Below are 25,959 nucleotides of genomic sequence, written 5' to 3'. Positions count from 1 at the left end.
TGGGCGGTTGCAGGTTCGATGAATGGGCATCGGGATTGCAGCGTCCAAAAGGCAACGGGCCGCTTTGCGGCCCGTCCCCTCATCCGCCCTTCGGGCACCTTCTCCCCGCAGGCGGGGAGAAGGAACGCCTCAGCGAGGCAAGGTTCTACTTCTTGAGCCCGGCGTCCTTGCGCAGCGCCTCGGCGCGGTCGGTCTTTTCCCAGGAGAAGGCGGTGGCCTTCTGCTTCTTGCCGGCGCCGTCGGTGTAGCTGACTTCCTTCGGCTTGCGGCCGAAGTGGCCGTAGCTGGCGGTGGCCTGGTAGATCGGGTGCTCCAGATCCAGCATCCTGGTGATGCCGTACGGGCGCAGGTCGAAGTGCTTGCGGATCAGCTTCTCGATCTTGTCGTCGCCGATGTGGCCGGTGCCGAAGGTGGTGACCGAAATCGAGGTCGGCTCGGCCACGCCGATCGCGTACGAGACCTGCACTTCGCACTTGTCGGCCAGGCCCGCAGCGACGATGTTCTTCGCCACGTAGCGCGCGGCATAGGCCGCGGAACGGTCGACCTTCGAGGGATCCTTGCCCGAGAACGCGCCGCCGCCGTGACGGGCCATGCCGCCGTAGCTGTCGACGATGATCTTGCGGCCGGTCAGGCCGCAGTCGCCCACCGGGCCGCCGATCACGAACTTGCCGGTCGGATTGATGTGCACCTTGTTCTTCGACAGGGATTCCAGCCACTTCTTCGGCAGCACCGGCACCAGGATCTCGGCGCGCACGGCTTCGACCAGGTCCTTCTGCTTGATGTCAGGATCGTGCTGGGTCGAGAGCACGACGGCATCGAGGCCGATGATCTTGTTGCCTTCGTAGCGCAGGGTGACCTGCGACTTGGCGTCGGGACGCAGCCACTTGAGCTTGCCGTTCTTGCGCACCTTCGCCTGCTGCTCGACCAGACGGTGCGAGTAGTACAGCGGCGCCGGCATGAATTCCGGGGCTTCGTTGCAGGCGTAGCCGAACATCAGGCCCTGGTCGCCCGCGCCCTGTTCTTCCGGCTTCTTGCGGTCGACGCCCTGGTTGATGTCGGGCGACTGCTTGCCGAGCATGTTGATGATCGCGCAGGTGTGTCCGTCGAAGCCAACATCGGAATTGTCGTAGCCGATGTCGTTGATGACCTTGCGCGCCAGCGCTTCGATGTCGACCCACGCCGAGGTGGTGACTTCGCCGGCGACGATCGCCGCGCCGGTCTTCACCAGCGTCTCGCAGGCCACGCGCGCGCGCTTGTCCTGCGCGAGGATCGCGTCGAGGACCGCGTCGGAGATCTGGTCGGCGATCTTGTCGGGATGGCCTTCGGAGACGGATTCGGAGGTGAAGAGATAGCTGGTGGACATCGAGGGGTTCCTTGATTGATCCCTTCATGGGGATGAAAAGATGGCCGCGCATCATACAGCCCCAGGCTGGCTGGCGCATGAAGCCCGGCCATTGTGCGCCTCCCGGCCCGCGCAGGAGCGCCCGCGGGCACGACCCGGCAGCGACTGCGGCCGGTCGCGCCCACGGGGCGCTCTTGCGGAGTCGACCCGGACGGCCCGGAAGGCGTGGATGCGCGCGCAGATCCCCTGCGACGGTTGCCGCCCCGCCGCGGTGCGCGCGGGGCGGTATCCGCGCGGCGCGCAGTCCAGCCGCGCGCCCGCTGATCCCCTACTTGCTGGCGACGGCCCGCTCGGCGGCCTTGTCGTCGCGCTTCTGCTCTTCCAGTGCGAGCGTGACCATGGCGGCGTGGACGAGCTTCTCCTTGCGATCGTAGGACGTGCGGTACTGCGCGAATGCGGTGCGCGCGCCCAGCACCATGCGCACGTCCTGCGGGGTCACGCCGGCTTCCCGGGCGATGCGCTGGATCTGGTCGCGTTCGCCGGCGGCGCCCTGGCCGGCCATGCCCAGTGCGGCCACGGCGACGAACATCAGCGACAGGTTCTTCATACGGCCTCCTCGCGCCTCGCGGCGCGCACGATGCGATTGCCTCCAGCCAGGGAATAGGGAAAGGGTGTTGTGAAATTACGGGGCGCGCGGCAGCCGTCGCCCTTGCGCAGGTTCCGCGTGCCGGAGACGACGCCAGTGCGGCATCGCGCACGCCCGATTACGCCGGCGTTCGTCGTGCCGGTCGCGGCTCCGCGGTGGCGGCGCGGATGCGCGGCAGCGCGGCGCTGCGGGCACGCAGATCGCGCGCCCACGGATGTCGCGGCCCCCAGCCTTCGGTGAAGATCGCCAGCGCCGTCGCGTAGTGCGCGCGCGCTTCGATGGCATGGTGCTGGCGCGCGCACAGGTCGCCCATGCTGCGTTCGATGATGCCGCGGCGGACGTTGTTGGCGGGCAGGGTGTCGCGCGCGAGTTGCAGTCCTTCGCGCAGATACGGCTCGGCGCGCGCGGGTTCGCCCTTGGCGAGATAGGCGCGGCCCATCGTGTCGAGCAGCAGGATCACGTACGCCTGCCGACGGCGGCCGGTGCGATCGACCGACTGCAGCGCCTGCTGCACGAGCGGGATCGCTTCGTCGGGGCGCCCGAGTTCCACCAGCGCCTCGGCGACGCGGTTCATCGAGTAGTGCGTCCAGTTGTGGTCGGGGCCTTGCACACGCAGGCGTTCGCGCAGGGCGTGCCGCAGCAGCGGCAGCGCCTTCGCCGGTTGTCCGCGTTCGAGCCGGACCAGGCCGAGGTAGTGCACCACGGTGAGCGTGCGCGGATGGCTGTCGCCGATGGTCTCGACCAGGCCCTCGTGGATGTGGCTGAAGAGGGCGTCCGCCTGGTCCCACTGGCCGCGCATCATCAGCATGTCGCCGAGCGAAACCTGCTGCCACAGGTACTCGGGATGACTGGCGCCCCATTGCCGGCGCGAGCGCGCGAGCGCGTCCTGCAGCGTCACCATCGCCTCGTCCCAGCGGTTGGTCTCCGTGTAGAGGTCCGCGAGCGTCGCGTCGATTTCCGCGAGCGATCCCGGCACGCCCAGCGAGTCGGCACGCAGCGCGCGCAGCTCGCGCAGCGCGGGTTCGAAGCGATCGGTTTCGTACAGCATCATCGCGTGGTTGCGCCGCACCCGCAGCGTGCGCGGGCTGGTCGCGCCGTAGCGTTGCCGCAGCGTGGGCAGAAGCGTGCGATAGACCGCTTCGGACTGCGTGTACTGCGCGTCGTAGGTCTGCGCCAGCGCGAGGTATTCGGCGGTCGCCAGGGTCTGCGGATGCTGCGGCCCGAGCGCGCGTTCCGCATCGCCATACGTGCGCTCCAGGCGCAGCCGCGCCTCGTGCCAGTGGCCCTGGCCCAGCCAGGCCCGGCCGATCGACAGGCCGATCTGCGCGCGCGCCGCCGGCTGGTCGGCGAAGCTCGCATCGAGCCGTGCCTCGGCGCGCGCGAGCACGTCGGTCATGTCCTTGTCGATGCGATAGGGATCGGCGATGGCCAGCAGGTCCTCGTTGATGAAGCGGTTGACCTCGCGCGCCGCCGCCGCGTTGCGTTCCGCGCGCTGCCATTGCAGCGAGGTCGCGGCGATGCCCGACACCAGCGCAAGCGCCGCGCCGGCGACCGCGAAGGCCAGTGCGGGCTCGCGCTGCGCCCAGTGGCCCACGCGTTGCCACACGTTGAGCGGACGCGCGCGCACCGGGCGCCCTTCGAGGTACCGCCCCAGGTCGTCGGCCAGCGCACGCGCGGTGACGTAACGGTGCAGGGGCGAGCGCGCCAGGCACTTCGCGCAGATCGCTTCCAGGTCGCGATGCACGGTCGCGCTGCGGCTGAGCCGGCGCACGCGGCCTTCGCGCACCAGGCGCAGCGTTTCCTCCGCGCTCGGCGCGAGGAACGGCGGCGAACCGGCGACGCATTCGTACAGGATCGTGCCCAGTCCCCACACGTCGGTGGCCGGCGTGAGCACGCCGCGCAGCGGATCGGCCTGTTCGGGCGCCATGTAACTGGGCGTGCCCAGCACCTGCTCGTTCTCGATGCTCAGGCTGCGGCCGAGCCGCCGCGCCAGGCCGAAGTCGGAGACCTTGGGCTGGCCGGCGCGGTCGAGCAGGATGTTCGCGGGCTTGAGGTCGAGGTGCAGCACTCCCAGGCGATGCGCGTAGTCCACCGCCTCGGCGATGGTGCGCACCAGCACCGCCGCATCGCGGGGCGCCATCGCATGCACGCGGTCGAGGCAATGGTCCAGCGTCTCGCCGGGGACCAGTTCCATCGCGTAGTAGATCAGCCCTTCCTGTTCGCCGATCGCATACACCGCGACGATGTTGGGATGATGCAGGCCCGCCGCGCTCTGCGCTTCGTACTTGAACATCGCGATGAAGTCTTCCGAGGCCCACGGGCCGGCGGACAGCAGCTTCAGTGCGACCTCGCGGTCCAGCGAGGTCTGGCGCGCGCGGTACACCGCGCCCATGCCGCCTTCGCCGATGCGTTCGAGCAGTTCGAAGTCGCCGAAGCAGCGTTGCGCGGGATCGCCCAGGTCGAGCGCCGGCGCCGCCTCGCGCGCGCGCGGCGTGACGCCCGCGAGCCCGGCCCCGGCGAGTTTCAGCGTCGATACGTTGAACGCGATGCGCGCGAGGTCCGCCTTGCGCGGTTCACGCGCCTGCGGACGGTGTCCGTCGTGCGGCGTCACCGCGCCGCCCCGGCGACGCTGGCGCGTGCCTCAGCCATCGAGGTGCCTGAGCGTGTCGCGCAGTGCGTGGAGTTCCGCCTCCACGCCGGCGGGGCCGCCGCAGGTATCGGCCAGTTCCTCGCGCACCAGCTCGCGCAGTCGCGCGCGCAGGCGATGCACGGCGACGGCGATCGTGTTCGAGCGCAGTCCCAGTTCCTCGCTCATGCGCTGGTACTCGTCGGTCGCGGGACGCTCGCCGAGGTAGGGGCTCAGTTGCTCGAACAACTGCGACTTGCCCGCGCGCGCGGTCTCCTCGCGCAGGCGTGCGAAGCTGCGCTCGAGCACCGCCAGCGCCCAGGCGCGGTGGAACGCCTGCTCCGGGCTGTCGCCCTCGGGCGCTTCGATCTGCTCCAGCTCCTGGTCGCCGTTGAGCTGCAACGTGCCGCCGCCGCGCTTGAGCGTATGTGCGGCCACGTCGCTGCTGATCAGGAAGCGGCGCACCGCCACCAGCAGGAATGCGCGGAAGTGGCCGCGGTGCGGATCAACGCCGGTATCCCAGCGTCCTTCGAGGAAGCGCGCGAAGAACTCCTGCGTGAGGTCTTCCGCATCGCTCTGCGAATAGCCGTGGCCGCGGACGTAGGCGAGCACGGGCGCGTGGTAGGCACGGCAGATTTCCTCCAGCGCACGGCGCGATGTGCCCGGGTCACGGGCATCGAGGAAGAGACTCCAGCGCGTCGTTGCGAATCGCGTCATCGCCGCTCCGGATGCGTGTGCGTTATGCCTCCCTGCGAGGGTCCATGTGGCCGTACCGGCTGCCGAAGAACAGGTGCACAGCAGAAGCCGCGCGGCGGATGGATGCCAGTACCGCGTCGGGTGAGGTGACTTATGGAATTCCTAACGTCGATGCCGCATATCGCGCGTTGCGCATCCTCGCGATGCGATGACGGTACCGGTAGCATCGCGGCATGGACTCGCTCACGCATCTGTTCGTCGGTGGCGCCATCGCCGCTGCGATCGCGCCCGCTTCGCAACGCCGGGCCGCCCTGCTGGCCGGCGCGGCGATCAACAGCCTGCCCGACCTGGACGTGCTGCCGCTGCTGCTCAGCGACGATCCGGTGATACGCATGGTCTGGCATCGCGGCGCGACGCATTCGCTATTGCTGCTGCCGCTGGTCGCCTGGGCGCTGTGGGCGTGGTTACGCCGTCGCGGCGGTCGCGTCGCACAGGCGCCGCGACGCTGGTTCTGGATCTTCCAGGCGGGCCTGCTGTCGCATCCGCTGCTCGACGCCTTCACGGTCTACGGCACGCAGCTGCTGTGGCCGCTGCCGGCACCGCCGGCGATGTGGTCGAGCCTGTTCATCATCGATCCGCTCTTCAGCCTGTGCCTGATCGTGCCGTGCGTGATCGCGTGGTTCGCACGCGAACGTCTCCTCGCCCAGCGCGCGCTGGTCACCGGGCTCGCGCTGGCCGTGGCTTACCTCGGCCTGTCGCAGCTGGCGAAGTTCCGTATCGAAGCCGTAGCGGAGCCTGCGCTGGCCGCGCGCGGCCTGCAGGACGCGCCGCGTTTCTCGGTGCCGATGCCGTTCAACATCCTGCTGTGGCGCGTGGTCGCGATGACGCCGGACGGATTCCTCGAAGGCGAACGCTCGCTCGTCGCCGATCGCGGACCGATGCAGTTCCGCGCCTATCCCAGCGACGTGGCCGCACTGGCCGCGGTGCGCGACTACCGTGGGGTGGAACGGCTGCTGTGGTTCAACCACGGCTTCGTGAAGGCCCGGCAGCGCGGTGCGCTGCTGGTGCTGTCGGACCTGCGGATGGGTGCGGAACCGGACTACTCGTTCCGCTTCGCCGTGGCGCGGCGAGAAGGCCGGCAGTGGCGGGAAATGCGCCCGGAACAGTTGCGCTGGCCGTGGGAGGCGCGGCGCAGGCTCGATGCGATGTGGCGGCGGATCTGGGAGGCGCCGCCGACATCGCAGTCACGTCCGGCAGCTCGCGTGGAGGCTGGCCGGGCTGTCGAGCCGTGAGTCGTCTTACGGGGTCGCGCGGGTTTCGTCGCGGCTTTCGTCGAGCGCCGCCAGCAATGCGCGGGCCTTCACGTCCACCGAGGCCGAGATCAACTCGCCCTTGTTCATCAGCTGGTCGTAGCGGCCTTCGCCGATGGTCTTGCGCAGCCGGGCCAGGCTGCGGTCGTAGGTGTAGGTGTATTCGGCGAACGAGGTGCGGTTGCCGAGCACCATGTTCACCTTGCGCTCGCTGAGCCCGGTTTCCTGGGCCAGCTGCCTGCAGGGGTTGTCGCCTCCGGCCAGTGCCGGTGCGGATGCGGCCATCAAGACTGCCGCGAGGATTGCGAGCCTGGTGTTCATGGGTAGCCTCCGGTTGAGTGCGTCGAAGTGCGGCGTCGACGTGGAACGTCCGGGACGGTTGCGGCGGAGTGTCGCGGTGTGGGGCCTGTCCCGTACTGCATATTTCCGCAATGGCGCGATGCGATTACATCGCCCATTGGACGTTATTACTTCCGGCGGCAGTAACAAGGCTTGCGGTCGTCGCGACAACGGCCGCACACCGTCGCAGCAACAACGATCAACGCGAACGCGCGCCGACCTGCATTCGTTGGCGCCGATGCACCATTCGTTTCAGTTGCGACGTTCACGCGCATGACTTCCGTCATGCATCGCGCGTGATGGCACGAAAAATGTCGCACTGGAAATGTCATGCAATCGTTGGCGCGTTGCGTTTGTGCGCATCGGCGGCACCCAGTTGGCCTGCCATCGGCGTGGCTGCAAGCAGCGCAGGCTTGCGTCGCGCAGTAACGCCTAGGCGGCCGCGGGAATGTCGGGCGTAACGCCCGCTGCCAACGCGTCGAAATAGTCGCGGGTGAGCCGCAGTTGCGCATCGGCGGTTTCAGCGCGATTCACCACGGCGCGGAAGGCGGCGTTTTCCGGGCGGTCCTTCGCGTACCAGCCCAGGTGCTTGCGGGCGATGCGCACGCCGGATTGCTCGCTGTAGAACGCGTGCAGGTGCGCGAGGTGCGCGAGCAGGATGTCGCGGACGTCGGCCACGGTCGGTTCCGGCAGTTCTTCGCCGGTGGCCAGGTAATGGGCGATCTCGCGGAAGATCCACGGCCGGCCCTGCGCGGCGCGTCCGACCATCACCGCATCGGCGCCCGTTTCGGCGAGCACCTGCGCGGCCTTGCGCGGCGAATCGATGTCGCCGTTGGCGATCACCGGGATCGACAGCTGCGACTTGATGTCCGCGATCGTTTCGTACTCGGCCACGCCGGTGTACTGCTGGTCGCGCGTGCGCCCGTGGATGGCGAGCGCAGCGATGCCGGAGGCCTCGGCGATGCGCGCGATCGTCGGCGCGTTGCGTTGTCCCTCGGCCCAGCCGGTGCGGATCTTCAGCGTCACCGGCACGTCGACCGCGGCCACCACCGCTTCGAGAATGCGCGCGACCAGCGCTTCGTCGCGCATCAGCGCGGAGCCGGCCCAGGCATTGCAGACCTTCTTCGCCGGGCAGCCCATGTTGATGTCGATGATCTGCGCGCCGTGATCGACGTTGTGGCGCGCCGCGTCGGCGAGGAGCGCGGGCACGGTGCCGGCGATCTGCACGCTGATAGGCGCGGGCTCGCCTTCGTGGTCCATGCGGTGGCGCGACTTGGCGGTGTTCCAGAAGCGCGGGTCCGATGTCGTCATTTCCGACGCGCACAGCCCCGCGCCCAGGCGCTTGCACAGCACCCGGAACGGCTTGTCGGTGACGCCCGCCATCGGCGCGAGGATCACGCGGGGAGCGATGTCGAAGCTGCCGATCCGCATGGCGCGGATTGTAGGCGCTTGCCGTCGTCGCGGCTCTGCGGGCCGCGTGGCGCTTCTTCGTGCGATGAACGCCCCGCGCTGCTGTGTCACCATCGGCGCGCGCGATCGCGCGCTCTCCCGGAGGCACCATGGGCCTGCTGTCCCGCCTGGCAGTCGTGCTGCTGGCCTGTGCCGCGTTGCCGGCGCAGGCGGTGGAATACCTCGAACTCACCGACTTCCATCTCGTCGACGGCACCGGCGCGCCACCGCGCGAGGTGCGACGGCTGGTGGCGCGCGACGGGATCATCGTCGCCATCGACGAGGACGGGCGCGTGCCCGAGCCGGAACCCGACGCGCGCTGGCTGCGCATCGGCCTGCACGGCGCCTGGGTGATGCCGGGCCTGATCGACACGCACGTCCACGTCGCGCGTTTTCCGGACGCGCGCCCGCACGCCGAGGCGATCCTGCGCAGCGCGGTGCGCGGCGGCGTGACCGCGGTGCGCGATCTCGCCGGCGACGCGCGTGCGCTGGCGGAACTGGAACGCGCCACCGGCACTGGCGAATTCATCGGACCGCAAGTCGTTTACAGCGCGCTGTTCGGCGGCGCCGACATCTACAAGGACGGACCGACGACGGAGATGGCCGAAGGCCGCGCGCCGGGCTCGGCGCCGTGGACCCGCGCGGTCAATGCCGGCACCGACCTGCGCCAGGCGGTCGCCGAAGCGAAGGGCACCGGCGCCACCAACATCAAGCTCTACGGCGACATGGACGCGAAACTCGTGCGGCGGATCATCGCCGAGGCGCGCCGGCAGGGCCTGCTGACCACCGCGCACGCCACCGTGTTTCCCGCCGGTCCCGGCGACCTGGTCGAGGCCGGCGTCGGCTCGCTCGCGCATGCGCCGTACCTGGTGTGGGAGGGCGCGGCCTCCATCCCCGGCGATTACCGCAAGCGCACCGAAGGGCCGTGGTCGAGCGTCGCCCCGGACGATCCGCGCCTGCTCGCGCTGTACAGGCGCATGGCCGCGCGCGGCGTCTTCCTCGACGCCACGCTGTATGTCTACAAGGCGATGCGCAACTACTCGCCGGACGTGCAGGCGGACTGGACCGATGCCGCCTTCGCCTGGGCCGCAAAGGCCACGCGGCTGGCGCACCAGGCCGGCGTGCGCGTGACCACGGGCACCGACTGGTTCGAGCCGCGGGACGAGTTCGACCTGCCGCACACGCACGAGGAACTCGCGCTGCTGGTGGAGGCCGCGGGCTTCACGCCGATGGAGGCGATCGTCGCGGCCACACGCAACGGCGCCGCGGCGCTCGGCCTGGATTCGCGCGGCACCGTGCAGGTGGACAAGGTCGCCGACCTGCTGGTGCTCGATGCCAGTCCGCTGGACGACATCCGCAACACCACGCGCATCCGCATGACCGTGGTGCGTGGCAAACCGGTGTCGCCGTGAGCGCGCTCAGCGGCTGCGGATGAAGGACACCACCGCGGCGCGCACGGCTTCGTCGTTGTCCAGACCGCCGTGGCTGGTCGCGCGCGTGGCCGCATCGCCTGGGCGCCAGCTGAAGCCCGGGCAGCGCAGCTGCTGCACCTGCGCGCCCCAGGCATGCGTGGGTAGCGTGGGCACCAGGTGCTTCTCCATCCCGAGGACCGGCGTTTCCTTGTGCTCCTCGAACGCGCGCGACACCAGGTACAGCAAGGAGTGCCCGTAGGGCTTGCAGGTGTCGTCGGCGCGTTCGGCAGCGTCGGTGAGGTTGGCCAGCAGCACGGGAATGCGCCGGCCCACGATCGAAGCGCCGAGCTGGCGGTCGAACTCGTCGATCCGGACCGCGGCGCCGAGCAGGCTGACCGAGGCCACGTCGAAGCCGCGCTTCAGCGCCGTCGCGCCCAGGTGCGCCTGCACGATCGCGCCGGCGGAATGGCCGATCAGGTGCAGGCGGATGGGCGGCAGCGCGCGCGCCGCGGGACCGCGCAGCAGCGCGAGCAACTGGGTGACGCCGGCCTCGCGCGCTTCGGAGATGTCGCGCGCGTTGTCCTTCATCTGGTTCCACAGCGGACGACCGGGTGGGCGCGCGAGTGCCTCCAGGCGTTCGTTCCACCATTCGCGCAGCTCGTCCCTGAAGCGGTTCCAGCGCTCGCCGCCGGTCTTCTCGGCTTCGCCGCGCACGGCATCCTCGAAGATGTCGCCCAGCGTCTGGAACGCCCCGGTTTCCCACATCAGGAACACCGGGAAGATGCGGCTGGAGTACAGGTGCGGAATCCATGCGCGCGCCGTTTCCGCCGCGGCGTCCTCGCTGGTCAGGCCGCCATGTGCGTACAGCGCGATGTCGATGTGGCCGGTAGTGCCCGAACCCCACAGCGTCGCCGCGTGCGGCAGGTGGTGCTCGACCAGCAGGCGCAGGTCGTGGGGCGTGGTGCGGAAGCGGCCGCGCTGGCTGAGCCGGCCCTCGTTCTCCATGTCGATGACGAACGGCGAGATCTCGTGGTACGCCAGCGTCGCATCGCCCGACACGATCGCCTTGCCGGCCGCGTCGGTGCGCAGCGACGGCGCGCGCGCGACGCGCTCGTGCTCGATGGTGACCGCGCCCAGCTGCACCACCCAGCAGTCCATCGCGTTCGCGAGCCAGTCCTCATAAGGCAACACGGCGAAGCCGCCGCGTCCCCAGTCCGGCCCCCACGAGTTCTGCACGACGAAGCCGTCGCTGGTGTAGCCGACGATCGCGAAGGCATGGCCCTGGTCGCGCGCGCCGGTGCCCGCCTGCATCACCGGGATCTCGCCGATCGACGACTGCGCCGGCGAACGCCGGTCGTGCAGCAGCGCGTCCCAGCCGGTGTGCGTGTACGCGCTGGCGTAGATCGCGCCCACTTCGGCGAGTGCGACGTGCATGTCGCGGATGTTCTTCGGGTCGATGCGGTAGTACGCGCCCATCGGCCGCTTCACCGCGTCCAGCCACCAGTCGGATTCGTCGTTGGTCGCGCGCGGCATCTGCAGCGTGCGCCACAGGCGTTCGGCGCTGGCGCCGTGGTGCGACCAGCCCTTGAGCGCGCCGCGCAGCGACGAGCCGCTGTCGGTCTCGTCGCCCTCGTCGGCCCATTCGTCGTAGCGGCGGGCCATGCTGTAGAGCATGTAGCCCGACATGGTCACGACCGGGCGTTGCGCGCGGTCCAGCAGGTATTCGATTACCGTCGCCAGCGCGAAGCCGGTGCAGGCGTTGGTCGAACCCTGCTGCTTCACCGCGCGCGGGTCGTTGGGCATCAGCGCATCGCGCGGGGCGATGGCGATGTTGGGGCGGTATTCCCAGTCGCGCAGGTCGACCGCATCGGGGCGCACGTTGCGGCGGCGCGGGTTTTCGCGCCGGATCTCGCGGATCGCGACGAAGCCCTCGCGCCCCGGCGGCAGGGCCGCGCGTCCGCGCGCACGTCGGCTCGGACGCGACGTCGGCAGCGTGTCACTCCAGCGCGCATGCGCGGCGGCGAGGCGCTCGTCGTAATGGTTCGCGGCGTAACCGGGCCCGTTGTAGGCGCGCGCGAACGCTTTCCAGTCGTGCTTGCGCAACGCAGGCAGCAACGGCGGGCGCGACACGAATTTCACCATCAAGGCGAGTTGCCGCGTCGCGCTCTCGTACTGCCGGGCGACGAAGGCATCGACGTCGACGCAGCCGCAGTAGGGGTAGTTGAAGCCCATGATCTGGAACAGGCCCCAGCTCGCCGACTGCAGCGCGGCGGCGCGGTCAAGCCGGCATGCCGCTTCCAGCCGCCGCCATTCGCCGGCGGGCGAACCCGAATATTTGCTCCGGCTCCACTTCGCGTAGCTCAGCCCGGGATGCTCGCGGTCGTAGCGGCCTCCGGTGAGGCGATGGAAGGCGTGGCCCTCGAACAGCACCTTCGGCTTGTCCGAGGGCGGCGGGAGGAAGCCGTCGCCTGCCGATTCCACCTCCGCCACCGCACGCAGGGTGGCGACGTCGATCTCCAGTGCGCGTGCGAAATCGCTCCAGGCCGTGTCCGCGACGATGCGTCGGTCGGCCTGCTTGCGGGATGCGGTGCCCATGTGCGTCTCCCTGCTCCGGTCCGTCGAAATCCTGCGCCGCGGCACGCGCATGTAGCCACGCGCCCACTTCCTGCAACGTGAAGGCCGCCGTCACGCCGGTCACCGGCGTCGCGCGGCCGGGGACCAGCATGCCTGCCCGCGGTCGCGGGAAACGCGACGCTCACGAAAAAAAACGGGCCGCATCCGCGGCCCGTTTCATCGCTGCTTCCGAAAGCGGGTCAGCTGCCGAAGGTGGTCAGCACGCCGGCGATCGTGGCGGTCATGAACGTCGCGATCGAGCCGCCCAGCACCGCCTTGAGCCCGAGCCGGGCGAGGTCGTGGCGGCGTTCCGGGGCGAGGCCGCCGATGCCGCCGATCTGGATCGCGATCGAGCTGAAGTTGGCGAACCCGCACAGGGCGTAGGTCGCAATCAGCTTGCCCTGCTCGGTCAGCGCCACGCCCTGCACCTTGCCGTTGATGATGTCCGACAGCTGCAGGTAGGCGATGAATTCGTTGAGCACGATCTTCTGCCCGATCAGGCCGCCGACGGTGGTGGCGTCCTGCCACGGCACGCCGATCACCCAGGCGATCGGCGCCATCACGTAGCCGAGCAGGGTGCCCAGGTCGGTGGGCTTGCCGAGCATCGCGGCGAGGCCGGTCTGCTCGCCGGCCCAGGTCAGCGGCGCGTTGAGCAGCGCGATGAGCGCAGTGAACGCCAGCAGCATCGCGCCGACATTGAGCGCCAGGCGCAGGCCATCGCCGGCGCCCGCGGCGGCCGCATCGATCACGTTCGCCGTGCTCTTCTCGACCTCCATCTTCACCTTGCCGCGGGTGAGCGGTTCGCCCACTTCCGGCATCAGGATCTTGGAAATCACCAGCGTCGCCGGCGCGGCCATGATCGAGGCGGTGAGCAGGTGCTTGGCGTAGAACGCGCCCTGCACCGGGTCGCCGCCGCTGAGCATGCCCACGTAGGCGGCGAGCACGCCGCCGGCGATGTGCGCCATGCCGCCGACCATGATCGTCAGCAGCTCGGACTGGGTCATGCGGCTCAGGTACGGACGGATCGTCAGCGGCGCCTCGGTCTGGCCGATGAACACGCTGGCGCACACGCTGGTGGTTTCCGCGCCCGACACGCGCATCACCTTGGTGATCGCCCAGGCCATGCCGCGCACGATCCACTGCATCACGCCCAGGTGATAGAGCATGCCCATCAGCGAAGCGAAGAAGATGATGGTCGGCAGCACCTGGAAGGCGAAGATGAAGCCGAACTTCGCCGGCTGCGACAGGTCGCCGAAGATCAGGTTGGTACCGACGCCGGTGAACTCGAGCAGCTTGACGAAGCCGCGCCCGGCCGCGTCGAACACTTCCTTGCCGCCGGGCACCAGCAGCACCAGCGCGGCGAAGGCGATCTGCAGGGTCACGCCGGTGACGACCAGCTTCCAGTCGACGGCCTTCTTGTTATTGGAAAACAGCCAGGCCAGTCCGATCAGGACGGCAAGGCCGAACAGGCCGAAGGCCACGCGTGCAAGTACTTCCACTGAATTCCCCTGGTGCCGGCGTCGGCGTAAGTCGCCGCAGGGTAGCGGCGGCCGCCAGTGCCGGCAACCGCGACGCGCGGGCGGCCCGGAAGCCGCACCGGCGCGGGCCGAGGGCGGGTTCCGGTGCGCGGTTTCAGCTGTCGCGGGCGACCACCCGGTTGCGGCCCTCGCGCTTGGCTTCCTGCAGGCGCTGGTCGGCGCGCCGTAGCAGACGCGACAGGTCGGCGCCTTCCTGCGGGTAGGTGGCGATGCCGGCGCTCAGGCTCAGGCGGAACGGCTCGCCGCCGCGCTCGGGTTCGAACGGCCGCTGCAGCAACTGCCGGCGCAGGTGGTCCACGCGTTCCCAGGCGCTGCCGATCGGCTTGCGCATGAGCAGCACGAATTCCTGGCCGCCGATGCGCACCAGGTTCTCGCCCGGCTCGGCGCCCTCGCGCAGGATCGTCACCACGTGCCGCAGCGCGCGGTCGCCGGCGCGGTGACCGGCTTCGTCGTTCACGCGCTTGAAGTGGTCCAGATCGATCAGTGCGAGCGACAGGCTGCTGCCGTCGCGCTGCACCGCATCCATCACGCGCGGCGCGCGGTGCAGCAGCCACACGCGATTGGGCAGGCCGGTCAGCCCGTCGGTGCCGGACATCTCGACCACGCGCTGCATGCGGAACGTCACCATCGCGGTGATCAGCGTGGTGATCGCCAGCAGCACCACGCGCTGGACCTGCGTGCCCACGGTGACGGCGCCGTAGTCGGCGGAGATCAGCTGTTCGGGCGATCGCGCCGAGCTGATCGCGATGGCGGCGAGCAGGGAGTATTCGAGCAGCGCCAGCGCGCCGGCGAACAGGGTGACGCGCGCATCGCCGCGCAGCGCGGTCAACACCAGCGCCAGCAGATAGCCGCACCACACGACCATGCTGTTGAGGCCGGAGGGCAGGTGATTGAACGCGAGCACGGCCAGCACGAGCGTTGCCGCCGTCACGTCGAAGGCCGAACTGGCGAAGGGCAGCCAGCGGTGCTGGCGCTGCCGGTGCGCCAGCGCGAGCCAGACCTGGGCGAAGACGTTGACGAAGACGGCGCCGCCCAGGCCGATCATGGTTTCGCGGATGCTGCCGCCGCCCGCGGCATTGACCAGTGGCAGCAGCAACAGCAGCAGCGCGATGACCGCGCGCAGCCGCGCGGCGATGAGCTCGCCGCCGGACCCGACTTCGAGCATCACCTCGTCGGGTTGCGCGAACAGCAGGCGCAGCGTGTCGCGGATCTGGGGCAGCAGGGCCTGCACGCGGTATCTCCCACACGGGTCGGGACGGGCGGCGGTAGCATGCACGCCCTCGCGGATGATTTCACGGAGTCGCCATGCAATACCGCCGCCTCGGTTCCTCGGGCCTGCAACTGTCCGCCCTGTCCTTCGGTGCCTGGCTCACCTTCGGTGCGCAGATCGGGCGCGGCGTGGCGCGCGACCTGGTGGCGGCCGCCTGGGATCACGGCGTCACCTTTTTCGACAACGCCGAGGGCTACGCCAACGGCATGGCGGAAACGGTGATGGGCGACGTGATCGCCGACCTGCGGCTGCCGCGCGACGGTTACTGCGTGTCGAGCAAGGTGCTGTTCGGATCGGTGGCCGATCCGCGCCCGACCCAGAAGGGCCTGTCGCGCAAGCACGTGACCGATGCCTGCCACGCCGCGCTGCGGCGGCTGCGCGTGGACTATCTCGACCTGTACTACTGCCACCGGCCCGATCCGGACACGCCGGTGGAGGAAACCGTGTGGGCGATGGACGCGCTGATCCGCCAGGGCAAGGTGCTGTACTGGGGCACCTCCGAATGGCCGGCGACGCTGATCCGCGAGGCGCATCGCGTGGCGCGCGCCGCCAACCTGCATGCGCCGACGATGGAGCAGCCGCAGTACAACCTGCTCAACCGCGAGCGTGTCGAGCTCGAATACGCGCCGCTGTATGCCGAACTGGGATTGGGCACCACGACGTTCTCGCCGCTCGCGTCGGGCCTGCTCACCGGCAAGTACGCCGGCGGAACGAATGCCGAGGCGCGACTCGACCGCGCGGACCTGGGCTGGCTCAAGCGACTCGTCGTGGGCGACGACGAGGCGCACCGTCTCGAACGTGCCGCGCGCTTCGCTGCCGCGGCGCGGGAGATGGGCCACGCCCCGGCGACCCTCGCCATCGCCTGGTGCCTGCGCAATCCGCACGTGTCCAGCGTCATCCTCGGTGCCAGCCGCGTCGAGCAGTTGCTGCAGAACCTGCAGGCGCTGGCGCTGTACCAGTCGCTGGACGAAGCGGCCTGGGCACGCGTCGAAGCCGCAACGGCGCGATAGCCGCCCACGCCACCGTCGCTGCAAATGCACGAGCCCCGTGACACTGCACGGGGCTCGTTGACGAAACCTCAGAGCAGCGAGAGCGGCTCCGGTGGCGGCAGTGGCGCGGCTGGCGCGTCCGGTGCCGCGGGCGCGGGCGGAGCCGGCGGCAGGGCCGGTGTGGGCGGCGCCGGTGCGGGCGCCGGAACCGCGAGGGCGTGCGGTGTCGGCGGTGGCGCGGGCGGTGCCGGTGGCGCCGGCGGAAGCGGCAGGCGCAGGATCGCGCGCTCCGGCAAGGTCAGGCGCGTGTCGAACAGTTTGCGATCGCGCAGGTACTGGATCGGGACCTCGGCGCCGGGGCCATGCGCATGCGCGGCCGCCATCGCTTCGCGCGGCGTGGCGACCGGCTTGCCGTCGACCTTCTTGAGCACGTCGCCCGGACGCAGGTCGCCCATGTCGCCAGGAATGCTGAGGATGAGCACGCCGCTGTCGGTGCCGAAGTAGCGCCCCAGGTCCTTGTCCACCGATGCCAGATTGAGACCGTTCCAGCGGAACGCTTCGGCCAGCAGCGGCAGGCGGCAGTCCGTCCGGTCCCCGCACAGGTCTTCGCGGACGATCTCGCGGCGGATCTGCGGCGCGATGCCGCCCGGCGCGACATGCACCACGCGCGACTTCACCTCCGTGCCGCCGCCGGGAAGGATGCGTATCGCCGGCACCTCCGTGAGCGCGGATTCGCCATTGCCCGAGTGCAGCATGAGCAGCTGGTCGCCCGCGCTCGGCGTGACCTTCACGCTGGCCTGGCGGCCATCGCGCACATAGGCCAGTGCGACCGGCGTCTTCTCGTCGAGCGTGCGCAGACGGGCACGCGCATCGGCGAGGCGGGCATCGCCATCGCTGCCTGCGAGTGTCTTGCCGTCGATGGCGACGATGCGGTCGCCGCTGCGCAATCCGGCCTTGGCGGCACCGCTTTCCGGGGTGACGGCGGCAATGCGCACGCCGGCGGCGTCGTCGCCTTCGAGGATGACGCCGAGCACCGGGCGTCGCAGCAGCCGACGTTCGATGACCATGTCGGGCGTCCCGCCGACCTCGCGCGAGAGCTCGGCGACACGCTGCGCCGCGCGATGCAGTTCTTCGCGTGCAGCGGCGAGTTCCTTCTGTTTGCCGCTATCCGGCGCGGCCTGCGCGAACGCGCCGACCGCCAGGGCCAGGGCAACTGCCGACGCCAGGCCGGCAGCGAGGGGAAGGGGGCGTTTCATGGAAGTCTCCGCGTGTCGGGAATGAAGAGGGTTGTGGAAGAGCCGGTCAGTCGACGGCGACCAGCAGGGTTTCGTTCGACGCGCCCTGCGCCGCCAGCCAGCGCGATGTCGCTTCGACGCCGGCGAGCTGCTGCAGCAGGTCGACGCGTCGCTGCCACAGCTCCTGCTGCCGCGCCTGCGTGAGGTCGGCGCGGGACAGCGCGACGTCGATCGCGGCGATCCCCGCGTCGATCTCGCCGCTCAGCAACTCGCTGCTGGCGCTGCCGACGCGGTCGTCGCGCGCCATCGCTACCAGTGCTTCGAGCTGGGCGGATTGCGTCTTGAGTTTCTCCAGCGGATCGGTCGTGGATGCGGCGAGTGCCGCCTCCGCGATTCCGGGTTGCGACTCGCGCCGGGATTCGCTCGCGGGCGTGCGTGTGGCGACGGTCGCGTTCTGCATGCGTTTGCTCGCACGACGGGCGGTGCTGCGCTCGGGCGCGCGGGCGATCGGTTCGTGGGCGGCGGGATGCGTCGCCGAGGCCGTCGCAACGGGCTTGCTGACGGCGGTCGTCGCGGACGCGGGCGGAGGCGTCACGTCGCGCGCCATCACCGGATCGCGCGTGGCCGGCACCGTGACCGCGACGACGCTGCTTTGCACGGCGCGCGGCTCGCGCTGCCACCAGCGCGACAGCGGCGACCACGCCGCCATTACCAGGACGGCAGCGCTGGCGATGCCGATCAACCAGCTCAGGCGGCGTTCGCGTCGCGCGGCGCCCTGGCGCGAAGCGCGCGCATCGAGTCGGGCACCGAGGCGTTGCCAACCGTCGCCGGGCAGGGGCTCGGGCGGCAGTGCGGCGAAGGCTTCGCCCCAGGTCCGGGGCAAGTCCTGCGGGTGGGAATCGATGAAGTCAGGCATGACGCACCTCGAATGTCGCGACTCCGGCGATGACGCTGCTGCGCGCGACTTCGCCGTCTCCGCTGTCCGGCTCCAGCAGCAGGCGCAGTCGCCGGCTGCCGCGTGCCAGTTGCGATTTGGAGAAACTCGCCGTGCGCTGCATCAGCGCCGCGATTTCCTCGTGGGTATAGCCCTCGGCGTGGTACAGCCAGAGCACGCTGCGGGTGACGGGCGGCAACTGCGCGAGCGCGCGCTGCAGCTGCGCGGCATCGGCGGCCGCCGGTGGGGGCGGCGCGAGGTCTTCCAGCGCCTGCTCGTCGTCGATCGCCACTTCGCCGTGGCAACGCCGGCTGCGCAGGCGCATCAACGACTCGTTCACCGCGATCTGGCGCAGCCACGCCCAGAACGGGCTGCCTTCGCCACCCGCGCCGCAGCCGCGGAACTCCGCCACGCGACCGAGCACCTTCAGCATCGTGTCCTGCAGTACTTCTGCGGCCTCCTCGCGGTCGCCGCACATGCGCAGCGCCAGCGTGAACACCGGGCGTTCGAACCAGCGGTACAACTGCTCGAATGCGCTGCGTTCACCGGCGCGCGCACGGGCGAGCAGCGAGTCGGGCACGTCGATGGCGAAGGAGGAAGTGGTCGGCATCCAGGGGTGAAGGATGCGCCCGGAGGGCAGACCGTCGCACGGGCCGGCGATCGTTTGCCGATGCGCGACGGATCGGCTGGTCCGGGGGGCGGCCTGATGTGGCCACCGGACCCGATTCCGGCAGCGTCCACCCGGCCCTGTCCGCTCCCGCGGGCGGCCTATACTGGCTGCAACTTCAGGGAGGGGATGCCATGTCGCTGGGTTCGCTGTTGGCTGCCGTGCTGTTGTTCGCCGGCGTGATCGTGTTGTTCAAGGCGGTACGCATGGTGCCGCAGGGCTACGAGTGGACGGTGGAGGCGTTCGGCAAGTACACGCACACGCTGTCGCCGGGCCTGCATTTCCTGATGCCGATCTACCAGGGCGTCGGCCGCAAGATCAACATGATGGAGCAGGTGCTGGAAGTCCCCAGCCAGGACGTCATCACCAAGGACAACGCGGTGGTGAAGGTGGACGGTATCGTCTTCTTCCAGGTGCTCGACGCCGCCAAGGCCGCGTACGAAGTCGCGCAGCTCGAGGTCGCCATCCTCAACCTGGTGATGACCAACATCCGCACCGCGATCGGTTCGCTCGACCTGGACGAGTCCCTGTCCAAGCGCGACGAGATCAATGCCAAGGTACTGGTGGCCGTCGATGCGGCGACGCACCCCTGGGGCATCAAGGTCAACCGCATCGAGCTCAAGGACATCCAGCCGCCGCGCGACCTCGTCGAATCGATGGCGCGGCAGATGAAGGCCGAACGCGAGAAGCGCGCCAACATCCTCGAAGCCGAGGGCCTGCGCCAGTCGGCGATCCTCAAGGCCGAGGGCGAGAAGCAGTCCGCCATCCTCGAAGCCGAAGGCCAGCGCGAAGCCGCCTTCCGCCAGGCCGAGGCGCGCGAACGCCTCGCCGAAGCCGAGGCCAAGGCGACGCAGCTGGTGTCCGATGCGATCGCCGGCGGCAACGTCAACGCGATCAACTACTTCGTCGCGCAGAAGTACATCGAGGCGTTCAAGGCGCTCGCCGAGGCGCCGAACCAGAAGTTCGTGATGATGCCGATGGAGTCGGCGGGCGTGATCGGTTCGCTCGCCGGCATCGCCGAGCTGGCCAGGGAAGCGATGCAACGGACGCCGCCGCCGATGCCGGCGCGCGGAGGCTGAGCCATGCGCTGGGACTGGCAGGTGGTGACGTGGGCGGCGGCGGCGCTGCTGCTGTTCGCCCTGGAAACGATGGCGCCTGGTGCCTTCATGCTGTGGCTGGGCTTCGCCGCGGCGGCGGTGTTCGTGGTCGTGCTGCTGTTCGATGTGCCCGTGCTGGCGCAGGTCGCGCTATTCGTGGCGCTGAGCTTCATCTCGATCCAGGTCTACCGGCGCTGGTTCCGCGACCGCGCGCGCGGCAGCGACCGGCCGACGCTCAACCGTCGCGCCGAGACGCTGATCGGCCGGGTGGTTCCGCTGGAACGTGCGATCGTCGGCGGGCGCGGGCGCGTGCAGATCGCCGACGCGTTCTGGGATGTCAGTGGCCCGGAACTCGCCGCCGGCACGCCGGTGCGCGTGGTCGCGGTGGAAGGCATGCATCTGAAGGTCGAGCCGGTCTGACCGGCGGCGCGCATCGGATCCGTCCGCGGGCGGATTCGATGCCGTGCCGTATGGGGCCGACGTGCGCGGAACGGTGGCCGCGCGGGCCTGCGCCCATGACACGTCAAGCAGAAACCGCCGCGGCGCGGGATAATCGCGGGCTCCCTTCCCACGATTTCACCCGGCCATGACGCAGAAGACCATCCTCAACGAAACCCACCGCGCCCTCGGCGCCAAGATGGTCGACTTCGGCGGCTGGGACATGCCGATCCACTACGGTTCGCAGATCGACGAGCACCACCTCGTCCGCCAGGACGCGGGCATGTTCGACGTATCGCACATGACCGTGGTCGACCTGCGCGGCGCGAAGGTGCGCGAATTCCTGCGCAGGCTGGTCGCCAATTCGGTCGACAAGCTCAAGGCGCCCGGCAAGGCGCTGTACACCTGCATGCTCAATGCGCAGGGCGGCGTGATCGACGACCTCATCGTGTACTACCGCGACGAGTCCTTCTTCCGCCTCGTCGTGAACGCCGCCACCCGCGACAAGGACCTGGCCTGGATCACCGAGCAGGCCAAGGCATTCGACGTCACCGTCACCGAGCGCCCCGAGTTCGGCATGATCGCCGTGCAGGGTCCGAACGCGCGCGACAAGGTGATCGGCCTGTTGCGTGAAGAGGATCGCGCGACGATCGCCGGGCTCGGCAAGTTCGCCGCCGCCGAAGCCCGGACAGCGGCCGGCGTCGACGTCTTCGTCGCCCGCACCGGTTACACCGGTGAGGACGGCTTCGAGATCATCGTGCCCGAGGCGCAGACCGTCGCGTTCTGGAACGCGCTGCTCGCCGCGGGCGTCAAGCCGGCCGGACTCGGTGCGCGCGACACCCTGCGCCTGGAAGCCGGCATGAACCTGTATGGCCAGGACATGGACGAAACCGTGTCGCCCTACGAAGCCGCCCTCGCCTGGACCGTCGCGCTGGACGAAGGCCGCGACTTCACCGGCCGCGCGGCGCTGGAGGCGCAGAAAGCAAACGGCGTGCCGAGGCAGATGATCGGCCTGGTGATGGACGAGAAGGGCGTGCTTCGCCACGGCCAGAAGGTGCTGACGGCAAACGGTGAAGGCGAGATCCTCTCGGGCACGTTCTCGCCGACGCTGGGCAAGGCCATCGCCTTCGCGCGCGTGCCGGCGGGCGAGCCCGGCGCGGTGCGCGTCGACATCCGCGGCAAGGAAGTTCCGGTGCGCGTCGTGAAGTTTCCGTTCGTGCGCGACGGCAAGCCGAAGGAAGGCATCTGAAACCCGCGGCTGCGCTTGATCCGGCGCGCCCGCGCTTGGTTACACTACGCCCCCAACGCGGCCTGCGCCGGCGCGTAACCGACAACCCCCACACGTTCGACGCACAGCTACGGAGCACCCCATGAGCGAGATCCCCGGCGACCTCAAGTTCCTCAAGTCCCACGAATGGGCACGCGTCGAAGGCGACGGCAAGGTGACCGTCGGCATCTCCGATCACGCGCAGGGCCTGCTGGGCGATCTGGTGTACGTCGAGCTGCCGAACGTGGGCGACCGCGTCGAAGCCGGCAACGCCTGCGCGGTCGTCGAATCGGTGAAGGCCGCCTCGGACGTCTATGCGCCCGTGACCGGAAAGATCACGGCCGTGAACAGCGCGCTGTCGGACAAGCCAGAGACCATCAACGAGGACGCCTACGGCGAAGGCTGGCTGTTCACGCTGGAAATCGAGGACGCCGAACAGCTCAACGAACTGCTCGGTCCCGACGACTACGCCGAGTTGCTGGAAGACGAAGACCACTGAACCCTGCCGCGCCAGCGGCGGTCCAGTCCACGATGCCGGCCGGGCAACCGCGCCGGCATCGTCGTTTCTGGCGCCGGTGTTTTCGCAAGCGATGCCGGCGCGCCGCGCAGGTCGCGCTTCGCTGCGCTCGCGACACCGTGTCGGTGTGCGGGTCAGACGCTCGCCTGGTGCTTCCACGCGAGGGTTCGTGCACGACGACGGCAGCATCGCATCGTCGAAGGATCGCGTCCGGTTGCATCGACGACGCCCCGCAGCGACCGGTGACGGCGGAAAAAGTTTGCGCAGTTTTCGCGCAAATCGACTTGTGCGACGCCAAATCGACCTGCCGGTCGTCGGCGCGTGATGGCCGCCCAAACTCCCCTCGACGGTCGATTCGCGTCCATCACCGATCGCATGCCGCGCATCGCACGCGCCGTGTCGGTGCGCGCGACGCGATTCGCAAATGCCTTTTTTTATGTGCTTTGCGAAAACGAAGAAGAAGATCGCGGCGATTCGTCTGTATCGTCGTCGTCGCTCGCGGACGTCGATCGCGGTCCGGATCGATGACCGGCTCGGAACCACCCCCCGAAAAAAAATCCTTCGGATTGTTGACATGGCAAAAAACGGTGATTAGGTTTCGCCCAGCAGACGATTCCTGCGGAATAGAGTGAGTCAAGCGATCGCGACAACGCACGGTAAGAAACGGACCTCCGCCCGCAACAACAAAACGGTGGACGTTGGTGTCCTGTCCTTTGCGAAAACGCAGCTCCTCTACACGCAAACGAGTGACCGCATCCAGCCCGGTTCGCCCAAAGCGGATCGGGTTTTTGTTTGGGATGCGGTCGCCAGCGAGCCGGCCGGCGCCTTCGGGCATCGCGCCAGCTCGCCCCGTCGGGCACGGTCGGGCCGGCCTGCCGCGATGGGGAAAGCATTCGCCTTGGTGCGTCCGACGCACCGGCGTTTGGCCGCAGGTTCGCCTGCGGCAGGTTTTGAACTGGGCTGTTGTTGACCCGAAAGACCGACGCCCCGACCGGGGCCTGTTTTACAACTGACGAGGAGCCATACCATGGCCATGAAGAAAGCTGCGAAGAAGAAGCCCGCCGCCAAGAAGGCTGCGAAGAAGGTCGCCAAGAAGGCTGGCGCCAAGAAGGCCGCCAAGAAGACCACCAAGAAGGCTGCGAAGAAGACCGTGAAGAAGGCCGCCAAGAAGGCGACCAAGCGTCCGGCGAAGAAGGCCGCCAAGAAGACCGCCAAGCGTCCGGCGAAGAAGGCTGCCAAGAAGACCGCGAAGAAGGCGACCAAGAAGGCCGCCAAGCGTCCGGCGAAGAAGGCCGCCAAGAAGTCCGCGAAGAAGGCGACCAAGAAGGCCGCCAAGCGTCCGGCGAAGAAGGCCAGCAAGAAGCGCGCTTCCAAGAAGTCCGCTGCTGCTGCCATGCCGGCGACCCCGGCGCCGATGATCTGAATCATCGACCAAGAATAGAAAGTCCCGATTACCGCAACACCCGCTCTCTCCCCGCAGCCCAGGCGGGGGGAGAGTTTTTTTATGGGCGGCTGTCGCGCCGGCCGGCGTTCGGCGCCGTCGGCGGCTCGCGGTCCGGTAGCCGGACGCGCCGCGGCCCCCGCTTCGCGAACGATGCAGACCGCCGCGCCCCGACGCTGCAGCCTGAAAGCATCCGATCCGCCCGCCACTTCATCGGGTGAGCGCAGCCGCGGGCTCGATGCGACATCGACGTCGCTCGCCCCAACGCTTTGACCGTCCTCGCTTCGTAGCCGGGAGCGCGAAACAGCAGGGCTCGCGAACTCGCACCCGGTCGACCGCTTCATTCCCGGTTACGGCACCGCGCGGCTTCGACGCACTACGCCACGCGCCGGACGCGACTAAGGCCTGGAGTCCTCCGGCCTGTTACGTCACCCGATCAGCGCAGCCACATGCGCGACGCTGCATTCGCGCAGCGCGGCCAGATCGTAGCCGCCTTCCAGCATCGAGACGATCCGGCCCTGGGTGTGCCGTTCGGCGAGCGTCACCAGTTGCCCGGTGAGCCAGGCGTAGTCATCGGCTTCGAGCTGCAGCTGGGCGAGCGGATCCAGGCGGTGTGCGTCGAAACCGGCCGACACCAGCAGCAGTTGCGGACGGAACGCGGCGATCGCCGGCAGCAGCACCTGCGTCCACGCCTCGCGGAAGTCCTTGCCGCCTGCGCCTGCGCGCAGCGGGGCGTTGACGACGTTGCCCACGCCGCGTTCGTTGGCGTAACCGGTGTCCGGATACAGCGGCATCTGGTGCGAACTGGCGTACAGCACGCGCGGGTCGCCGCCGAAGATGGCCTGCGTGCCGTTGCCGTGGTGCACGTCGAAGTCGACGATCGCCACGCGGGAGAGGCCATGCGCATCCAGCGCGTGCGCCGCGGCGACCGCGATGCTGTTGAAGAGGCAGAAGCCCATCGCCAGTGACGGCGTCGCGTGGTGGCCGGGCGGGCGCACCGCGCAGAACGCGCGCGGCGCCTGCGTCGCGGCGATCACGGCATCGACGGCCGCCACGCCCGCGCCGGCGGCGCGCAACGCGGCTTCGGCCGAATCCTTCGACAGCACCGTGTCCGGATCCAGCGCGATGGCGCCGTGCGTCACCGGTGTATCCAGCACCAGGCGCAGCAGGCCGTCGTCGTGCACGCGGGAGAGCTGGCCGCGGGTCGCGCGCGGCGCTTCCGACCAGGCGATGGCCGGGAAGGCTTCCTTCAGCGCCGCCAGCACCGTTTCCAGACGCGCCGGTCGCTCGGCATGGCCGGCACCCGTGTCGTGCAGCAGGCAGGCGGGGTGGGTGTAGAAGTGCACGGCGGGTCCGGGAGATGAACGCAGGCCACGAGGGTAGCGGGAACCCGCTGTTCGCGTATGTGAAGCCTTTGCACGCCAGGCGGCCCTGTCGCGTGGTGACGCGGTTACCGCGTCATGCGGCCATGCAAAGGTCGGCACAGCCGTCGGGCATTCGTCGAGGCGCGAGCCGATGGCTCGCAAGCGTCTCTCACGCCTTGCGGCGTTCGTGGTTCCAGAGCACTTCGCCGTGGCCGCTGGCCCGCGCCAGCACGCGCGACAGCACGAACAGCAGGTCGGACAGGCGGTTGAGGTAACGCACCGCTTCCGGGCGCACCGCTTCGAGGCGGGCGAGGGCGACGGTTTCGCGTTCGGCGCGACGCACCACGGTGCGTGCGACATGGCAGCGCGCCGCGGCCTCGCCGCCGCCGGGCAGGATGAAGTCTTTCAGCGGCGGCAGCGGCTCGTTGAAGGCATCCAGGTGCTGCTCGAGGCGTTCGATGTCCGCGTCGAAGATCGCGGCGTGCCCGGGGATGCACAGCTCGCCGCCCAGGTCGAACAGCTGGTGCTGCACGGCGACCAGCAGCGCGCGCACGTCATCGGGAACCTCGGCCGCCAGCACCAGGCCGATGCACGAATTGGCTTCGTCCACCGTGCCGTAGGCGGCGACGCGGGCCGAATCCTTGGCGACGCGGCTGCCGTCGCCGAGGCCGGTGCTGCCATCGTCGCCGGTCTTCGTATAGATCTTGGAGAGACGATTGCCCATGGCGCTTTCCGCAAGTCGGAGTGAGTGACGAGGCCCGGGAACCTT

The 25,959-nt window shown here is 69.4% G+C and carries 23 protein-coding genes; 8 read left to right on the top strand and 15 right to left on the bottom strand.

Features of this window, described 5'->3' with window-relative positions; all coding sequences use genetic code 11:
• Positions 1 to 145 precede the first annotated feature (145 nt).
• The 4 genes from metK to ACFPN1_RS08215 all read right to left on the bottom strand — a co-directional run bounded on the left by metK (position 146) and on the right by ACFPN1_RS08215 (position 5,331).
• Positions 146 to 1,363 carry a methionine adenosyltransferase gene (gene metK, locus ACFPN1_RS08230; RefSeq protein ID WP_386754379.1) on the bottom strand — a complete coding sequence of 406 codons (1,218 nt, stop codon included), beginning with the start codon at positions 1,361 to 1,363 and terminating at the stop codon, positions 146 to 148.
• Positions 1,364 to 1,670: 307 nt separating this feature from the next.
• The gene (locus ACFPN1_RS08225) at positions 1,671 to 1,949 is read right to left on the bottom strand and encodes a hypothetical protein (RefSeq protein WP_386754378.1); all 279 of its coding nucleotides are present in this window, start codon (positions 1,947 to 1,949) and stop codon (positions 1,671 to 1,673) included.
• Positions 1,950 to 2,106: 157 nt separating this feature from the next.
• Positions 2,107 to 4,599, bottom strand: a complete 2,493-nt coding sequence (locus ACFPN1_RS08220; RefSeq protein WP_386754377.1) for a serine/threonine-protein kinase — start codon at positions 4,597 to 4,599, stop codon at positions 2,107 to 2,109.
• 30 nt (positions 4,600 to 4,629) lie between these two features.
• Positions 4,630 to 5,331, bottom strand: a complete 702-nt coding sequence (locus ACFPN1_RS08215; protein WP_386754376.1) for an RNA polymerase sigma factor — start codon at positions 5,329 to 5,331, stop codon at positions 4,630 to 4,632.
• 212 nt (positions 5,332 to 5,543) lie between these two features.
• Between ACFPN1_RS08215 and ACFPN1_RS08210 the strand changes: the two genes are divergently transcribed.
• On the top strand, positions 5,544 to 6,602 hold the full coding sequence (locus ACFPN1_RS08210; RefSeq protein WP_386754375.1) for a metal-dependent hydrolase: 1,059 nt from the start codon (positions 5,544 to 5,546) through the stop codon (positions 6,600 to 6,602).
• Between the two features lie 6 nt (positions 6,603 to 6,608).
• Here the strand turns inward: ACFPN1_RS08210 and ACFPN1_RS08205 are convergent, their stop codons facing one another.
• Together ACFPN1_RS08205 and dusB are read right to left on the bottom strand one after the other, a co-directional pair.
• Positions 6,609 to 6,941 carry a hypothetical protein gene (locus ACFPN1_RS08205; RefSeq protein WP_386754374.1) on the bottom strand — a complete coding sequence of 111 codons (333 nt, stop codon included), beginning with the start codon at positions 6,939 to 6,941 and terminating at the stop codon, positions 6,609 to 6,611.
• 450 nt (positions 6,942 to 7,391) lie between these two features.
• A complete protein-coding gene (gene dusB / locus ACFPN1_RS08200) occupies positions 7,392 to 8,390 on the bottom strand; it encodes a tRNA dihydrouridine synthase DusB (protein ID WP_386754372.1) in 999 nt (332 codons plus the stop codon).
• Between the two features lie 128 nt (positions 8,391 to 8,518).
• Between dusB and ACFPN1_RS08195 the strand changes: the two genes are divergently transcribed.
• On the top strand, positions 8,519 to 9,820 hold the full coding sequence (locus ACFPN1_RS08195; RefSeq protein ID WP_386754371.1) for an amidohydrolase family protein: 1,302 nt from the start codon (positions 8,519 to 8,521) through the stop codon (positions 9,818 to 9,820).
• A 6-nt stretch (positions 9,821 to 9,826) separates the two neighbouring features.
• Here the strand turns inward: ACFPN1_RS08195 and ACFPN1_RS08190 are convergent, their stop codons facing one another.
• From ACFPN1_RS08190 to ACFPN1_RS08180, 3 genes are all read right to left on the bottom strand, one after another.
• Entirely contained in the window at positions 9,827 to 12,415 is a 2,589-nt protein-coding gene (locus ACFPN1_RS08190; protein WP_386754370.1) for an N-acetylmuramidase domain-containing protein, read from the bottom strand.
• A gap of 218 nt (positions 12,416 to 12,633) precedes the next feature.
• On the bottom strand, positions 12,634 to 13,932 hold the full coding sequence (locus ACFPN1_RS08185) for a NupC/NupG family nucleoside CNT transporter (protein ID WP_386754368.1): 1,299 nt from the start codon (positions 13,930 to 13,932) through the stop codon (positions 12,634 to 12,636).
• A 133-nt stretch (positions 13,933 to 14,065) separates the two neighbouring features.
• Positions 14,066 to 15,202, bottom strand: coding sequence for a GGDEF domain-containing protein (locus ACFPN1_RS08180; RefSeq protein WP_386754367.1), 1,137 nt, complete (start codon positions 15,200 to 15,202; stop codon positions 14,066 to 14,068).
• 74 nt (positions 15,203 to 15,276) lie between these two features.
• Between ACFPN1_RS08180 and ACFPN1_RS08175 the strand changes: the two genes are divergently transcribed.
• Entirely contained in the window at positions 15,277 to 16,251 is a 975-nt protein-coding gene (locus ACFPN1_RS08175; RefSeq protein ID WP_386754366.1) for an aldo/keto reductase, read from the top strand.
• 68 nt (positions 16,252 to 16,319) lie between these two features.
• On the opposite strand, the gene ACFPN1_RS08170 is transcribed toward ACFPN1_RS08175, so the two are convergent.
• From ACFPN1_RS08170 to ACFPN1_RS08160, 3 genes are read right to left on the bottom strand one after another with little or no spacing between them, the layout of a single operon-like run.
• Complete coding sequence (locus ACFPN1_RS08170; RefSeq protein WP_386754365.1) at positions 16,320 to 17,486, bottom strand: PDZ domain-containing protein; 1,167 nt, start codon at positions 17,484 to 17,486, stop codon at positions 16,320 to 16,322.
• 46 nt (positions 17,487 to 17,532) lie between these two features.
• Positions 17,533 to 18,381: a hypothetical protein gene (locus ACFPN1_RS08165; protein WP_386754364.1), complete on the bottom strand. Its 849-nt coding sequence runs from the start codon at positions 18,379 to 18,381 to the stop codon at positions 17,533 to 17,535.
• On the bottom strand, positions 18,374 to 19,009 hold the full coding sequence (locus tag ACFPN1_RS08160) for an RNA polymerase sigma factor (protein ID WP_386754362.1): 636 nt from the start codon (positions 19,007 to 19,009) through the stop codon (positions 18,374 to 18,376). Before ACFPN1_RS08160 ends, ACFPN1_RS08165 begins: the two co-directional genes overlap by 8 nt.
• A 191-nt stretch (positions 19,010 to 19,200) precedes the next feature.
• Here ACFPN1_RS08160 and ACFPN1_RS08155 point away from each other — a divergent pair, with 191 nt between their 5' ends.
• The 4 genes from ACFPN1_RS08155 (at position 19,201) to gcvH (ending at position 22,367) form a co-directional block, all read left to right on the top strand.
• Positions 19,201 to 20,145: an SPFH domain-containing protein gene (locus ACFPN1_RS08155; protein ID WP_386754361.1), complete on the top strand. Its 945-nt coding sequence runs from the start codon at positions 19,201 to 19,203 to the stop codon at positions 20,143 to 20,145.
• Positions 20,146 to 20,148: 3 nt separating this feature from the next.
• Positions 20,149 to 20,583, top strand: a complete 435-nt coding sequence (locus ACFPN1_RS08150) for an NfeD family protein (RefSeq protein ID WP_386754360.1) — start codon at positions 20,149 to 20,151, stop codon at positions 20,581 to 20,583.
• Between the two features lie 166 nt (positions 20,584 to 20,749).
• The gene (gcvT, locus tag ACFPN1_RS08145) at positions 20,750 to 21,850 is read left to right on the top strand and encodes a glycine cleavage system aminomethyltransferase GcvT (RefSeq protein WP_386754358.1); all 1,101 of its coding nucleotides are present in this window, start codon (positions 20,750 to 20,752) and stop codon (positions 21,848 to 21,850) included.
• Positions 21,851 to 21,971: 121 nt separating this feature from the next.
• Positions 21,972 to 22,367 carry a glycine cleavage system protein GcvH gene (gene gcvH, locus ACFPN1_RS08140; protein ID WP_386754357.1) on the top strand — a complete coding sequence of 132 codons (396 nt, stop codon included), beginning with the start codon at positions 21,972 to 21,974 and terminating at the stop codon, positions 22,365 to 22,367.
• A gap of 382 nt (positions 22,368 to 22,749) precedes the next feature.
• Here the strand turns inward: gcvH and ACFPN1_RS08135 are convergent, their stop codons facing one another.
• Positions 22,750 to 23,220: a hypothetical protein gene (locus ACFPN1_RS08135; RefSeq protein ID WP_386754356.1), complete on the bottom strand. Its 471-nt coding sequence runs from the start codon at positions 23,218 to 23,220 to the stop codon at positions 22,750 to 22,752.
• Between the two features lie 192 nt (positions 23,221 to 23,412).
• Here ACFPN1_RS08135 and ACFPN1_RS08130 point away from each other — a divergent pair, with 192 nt between their 5' ends.
• Positions 23,413 to 23,808: a hypothetical protein gene (locus tag ACFPN1_RS08130; RefSeq protein ID WP_386754355.1), complete on the top strand. Its 396-nt coding sequence runs from the start codon at positions 23,413 to 23,415 to the stop codon at positions 23,806 to 23,808.
• Between the two features lie 446 nt (positions 23,809 to 24,254).
• On the opposite strand, the gene ACFPN1_RS08125 is transcribed toward ACFPN1_RS08130, so the two are convergent.
• Positions 24,255 to 25,172 (bottom strand): histone deacetylase family protein, encoded by a 918-nt coding sequence (locus tag ACFPN1_RS08125; protein WP_386754353.1) that lies wholly within the window; start codon positions 25,170 to 25,172, stop codon positions 24,255 to 24,257.
• Between the two features lie 187 nt (positions 25,173 to 25,359).
• Positions 25,360 to 25,914, bottom strand: a complete 555-nt coding sequence (locus ACFPN1_RS08120; protein ID WP_386754352.1) for a cob(I)yrinic acid a,c-diamide adenosyltransferase — start codon at positions 25,912 to 25,914, stop codon at positions 25,360 to 25,362.
• Positions 25,915 to 25,959 lie beyond the last annotated feature (45 nt).

This window comes from Lysobacter yangpyeongensis (assembly GCF_042655745.1).
Taxonomy (GTDB): domain Bacteria; phylum Pseudomonadota; class Gammaproteobacteria; order Xanthomonadales; family Xanthomonadaceae; genus Agrilutibacter; species Agrilutibacter yangpyeongensis.
Note: the sequence above shows the minus strand (reverse complement) of the source record. Positions and strands in the feature narration are given on the sequence as shown.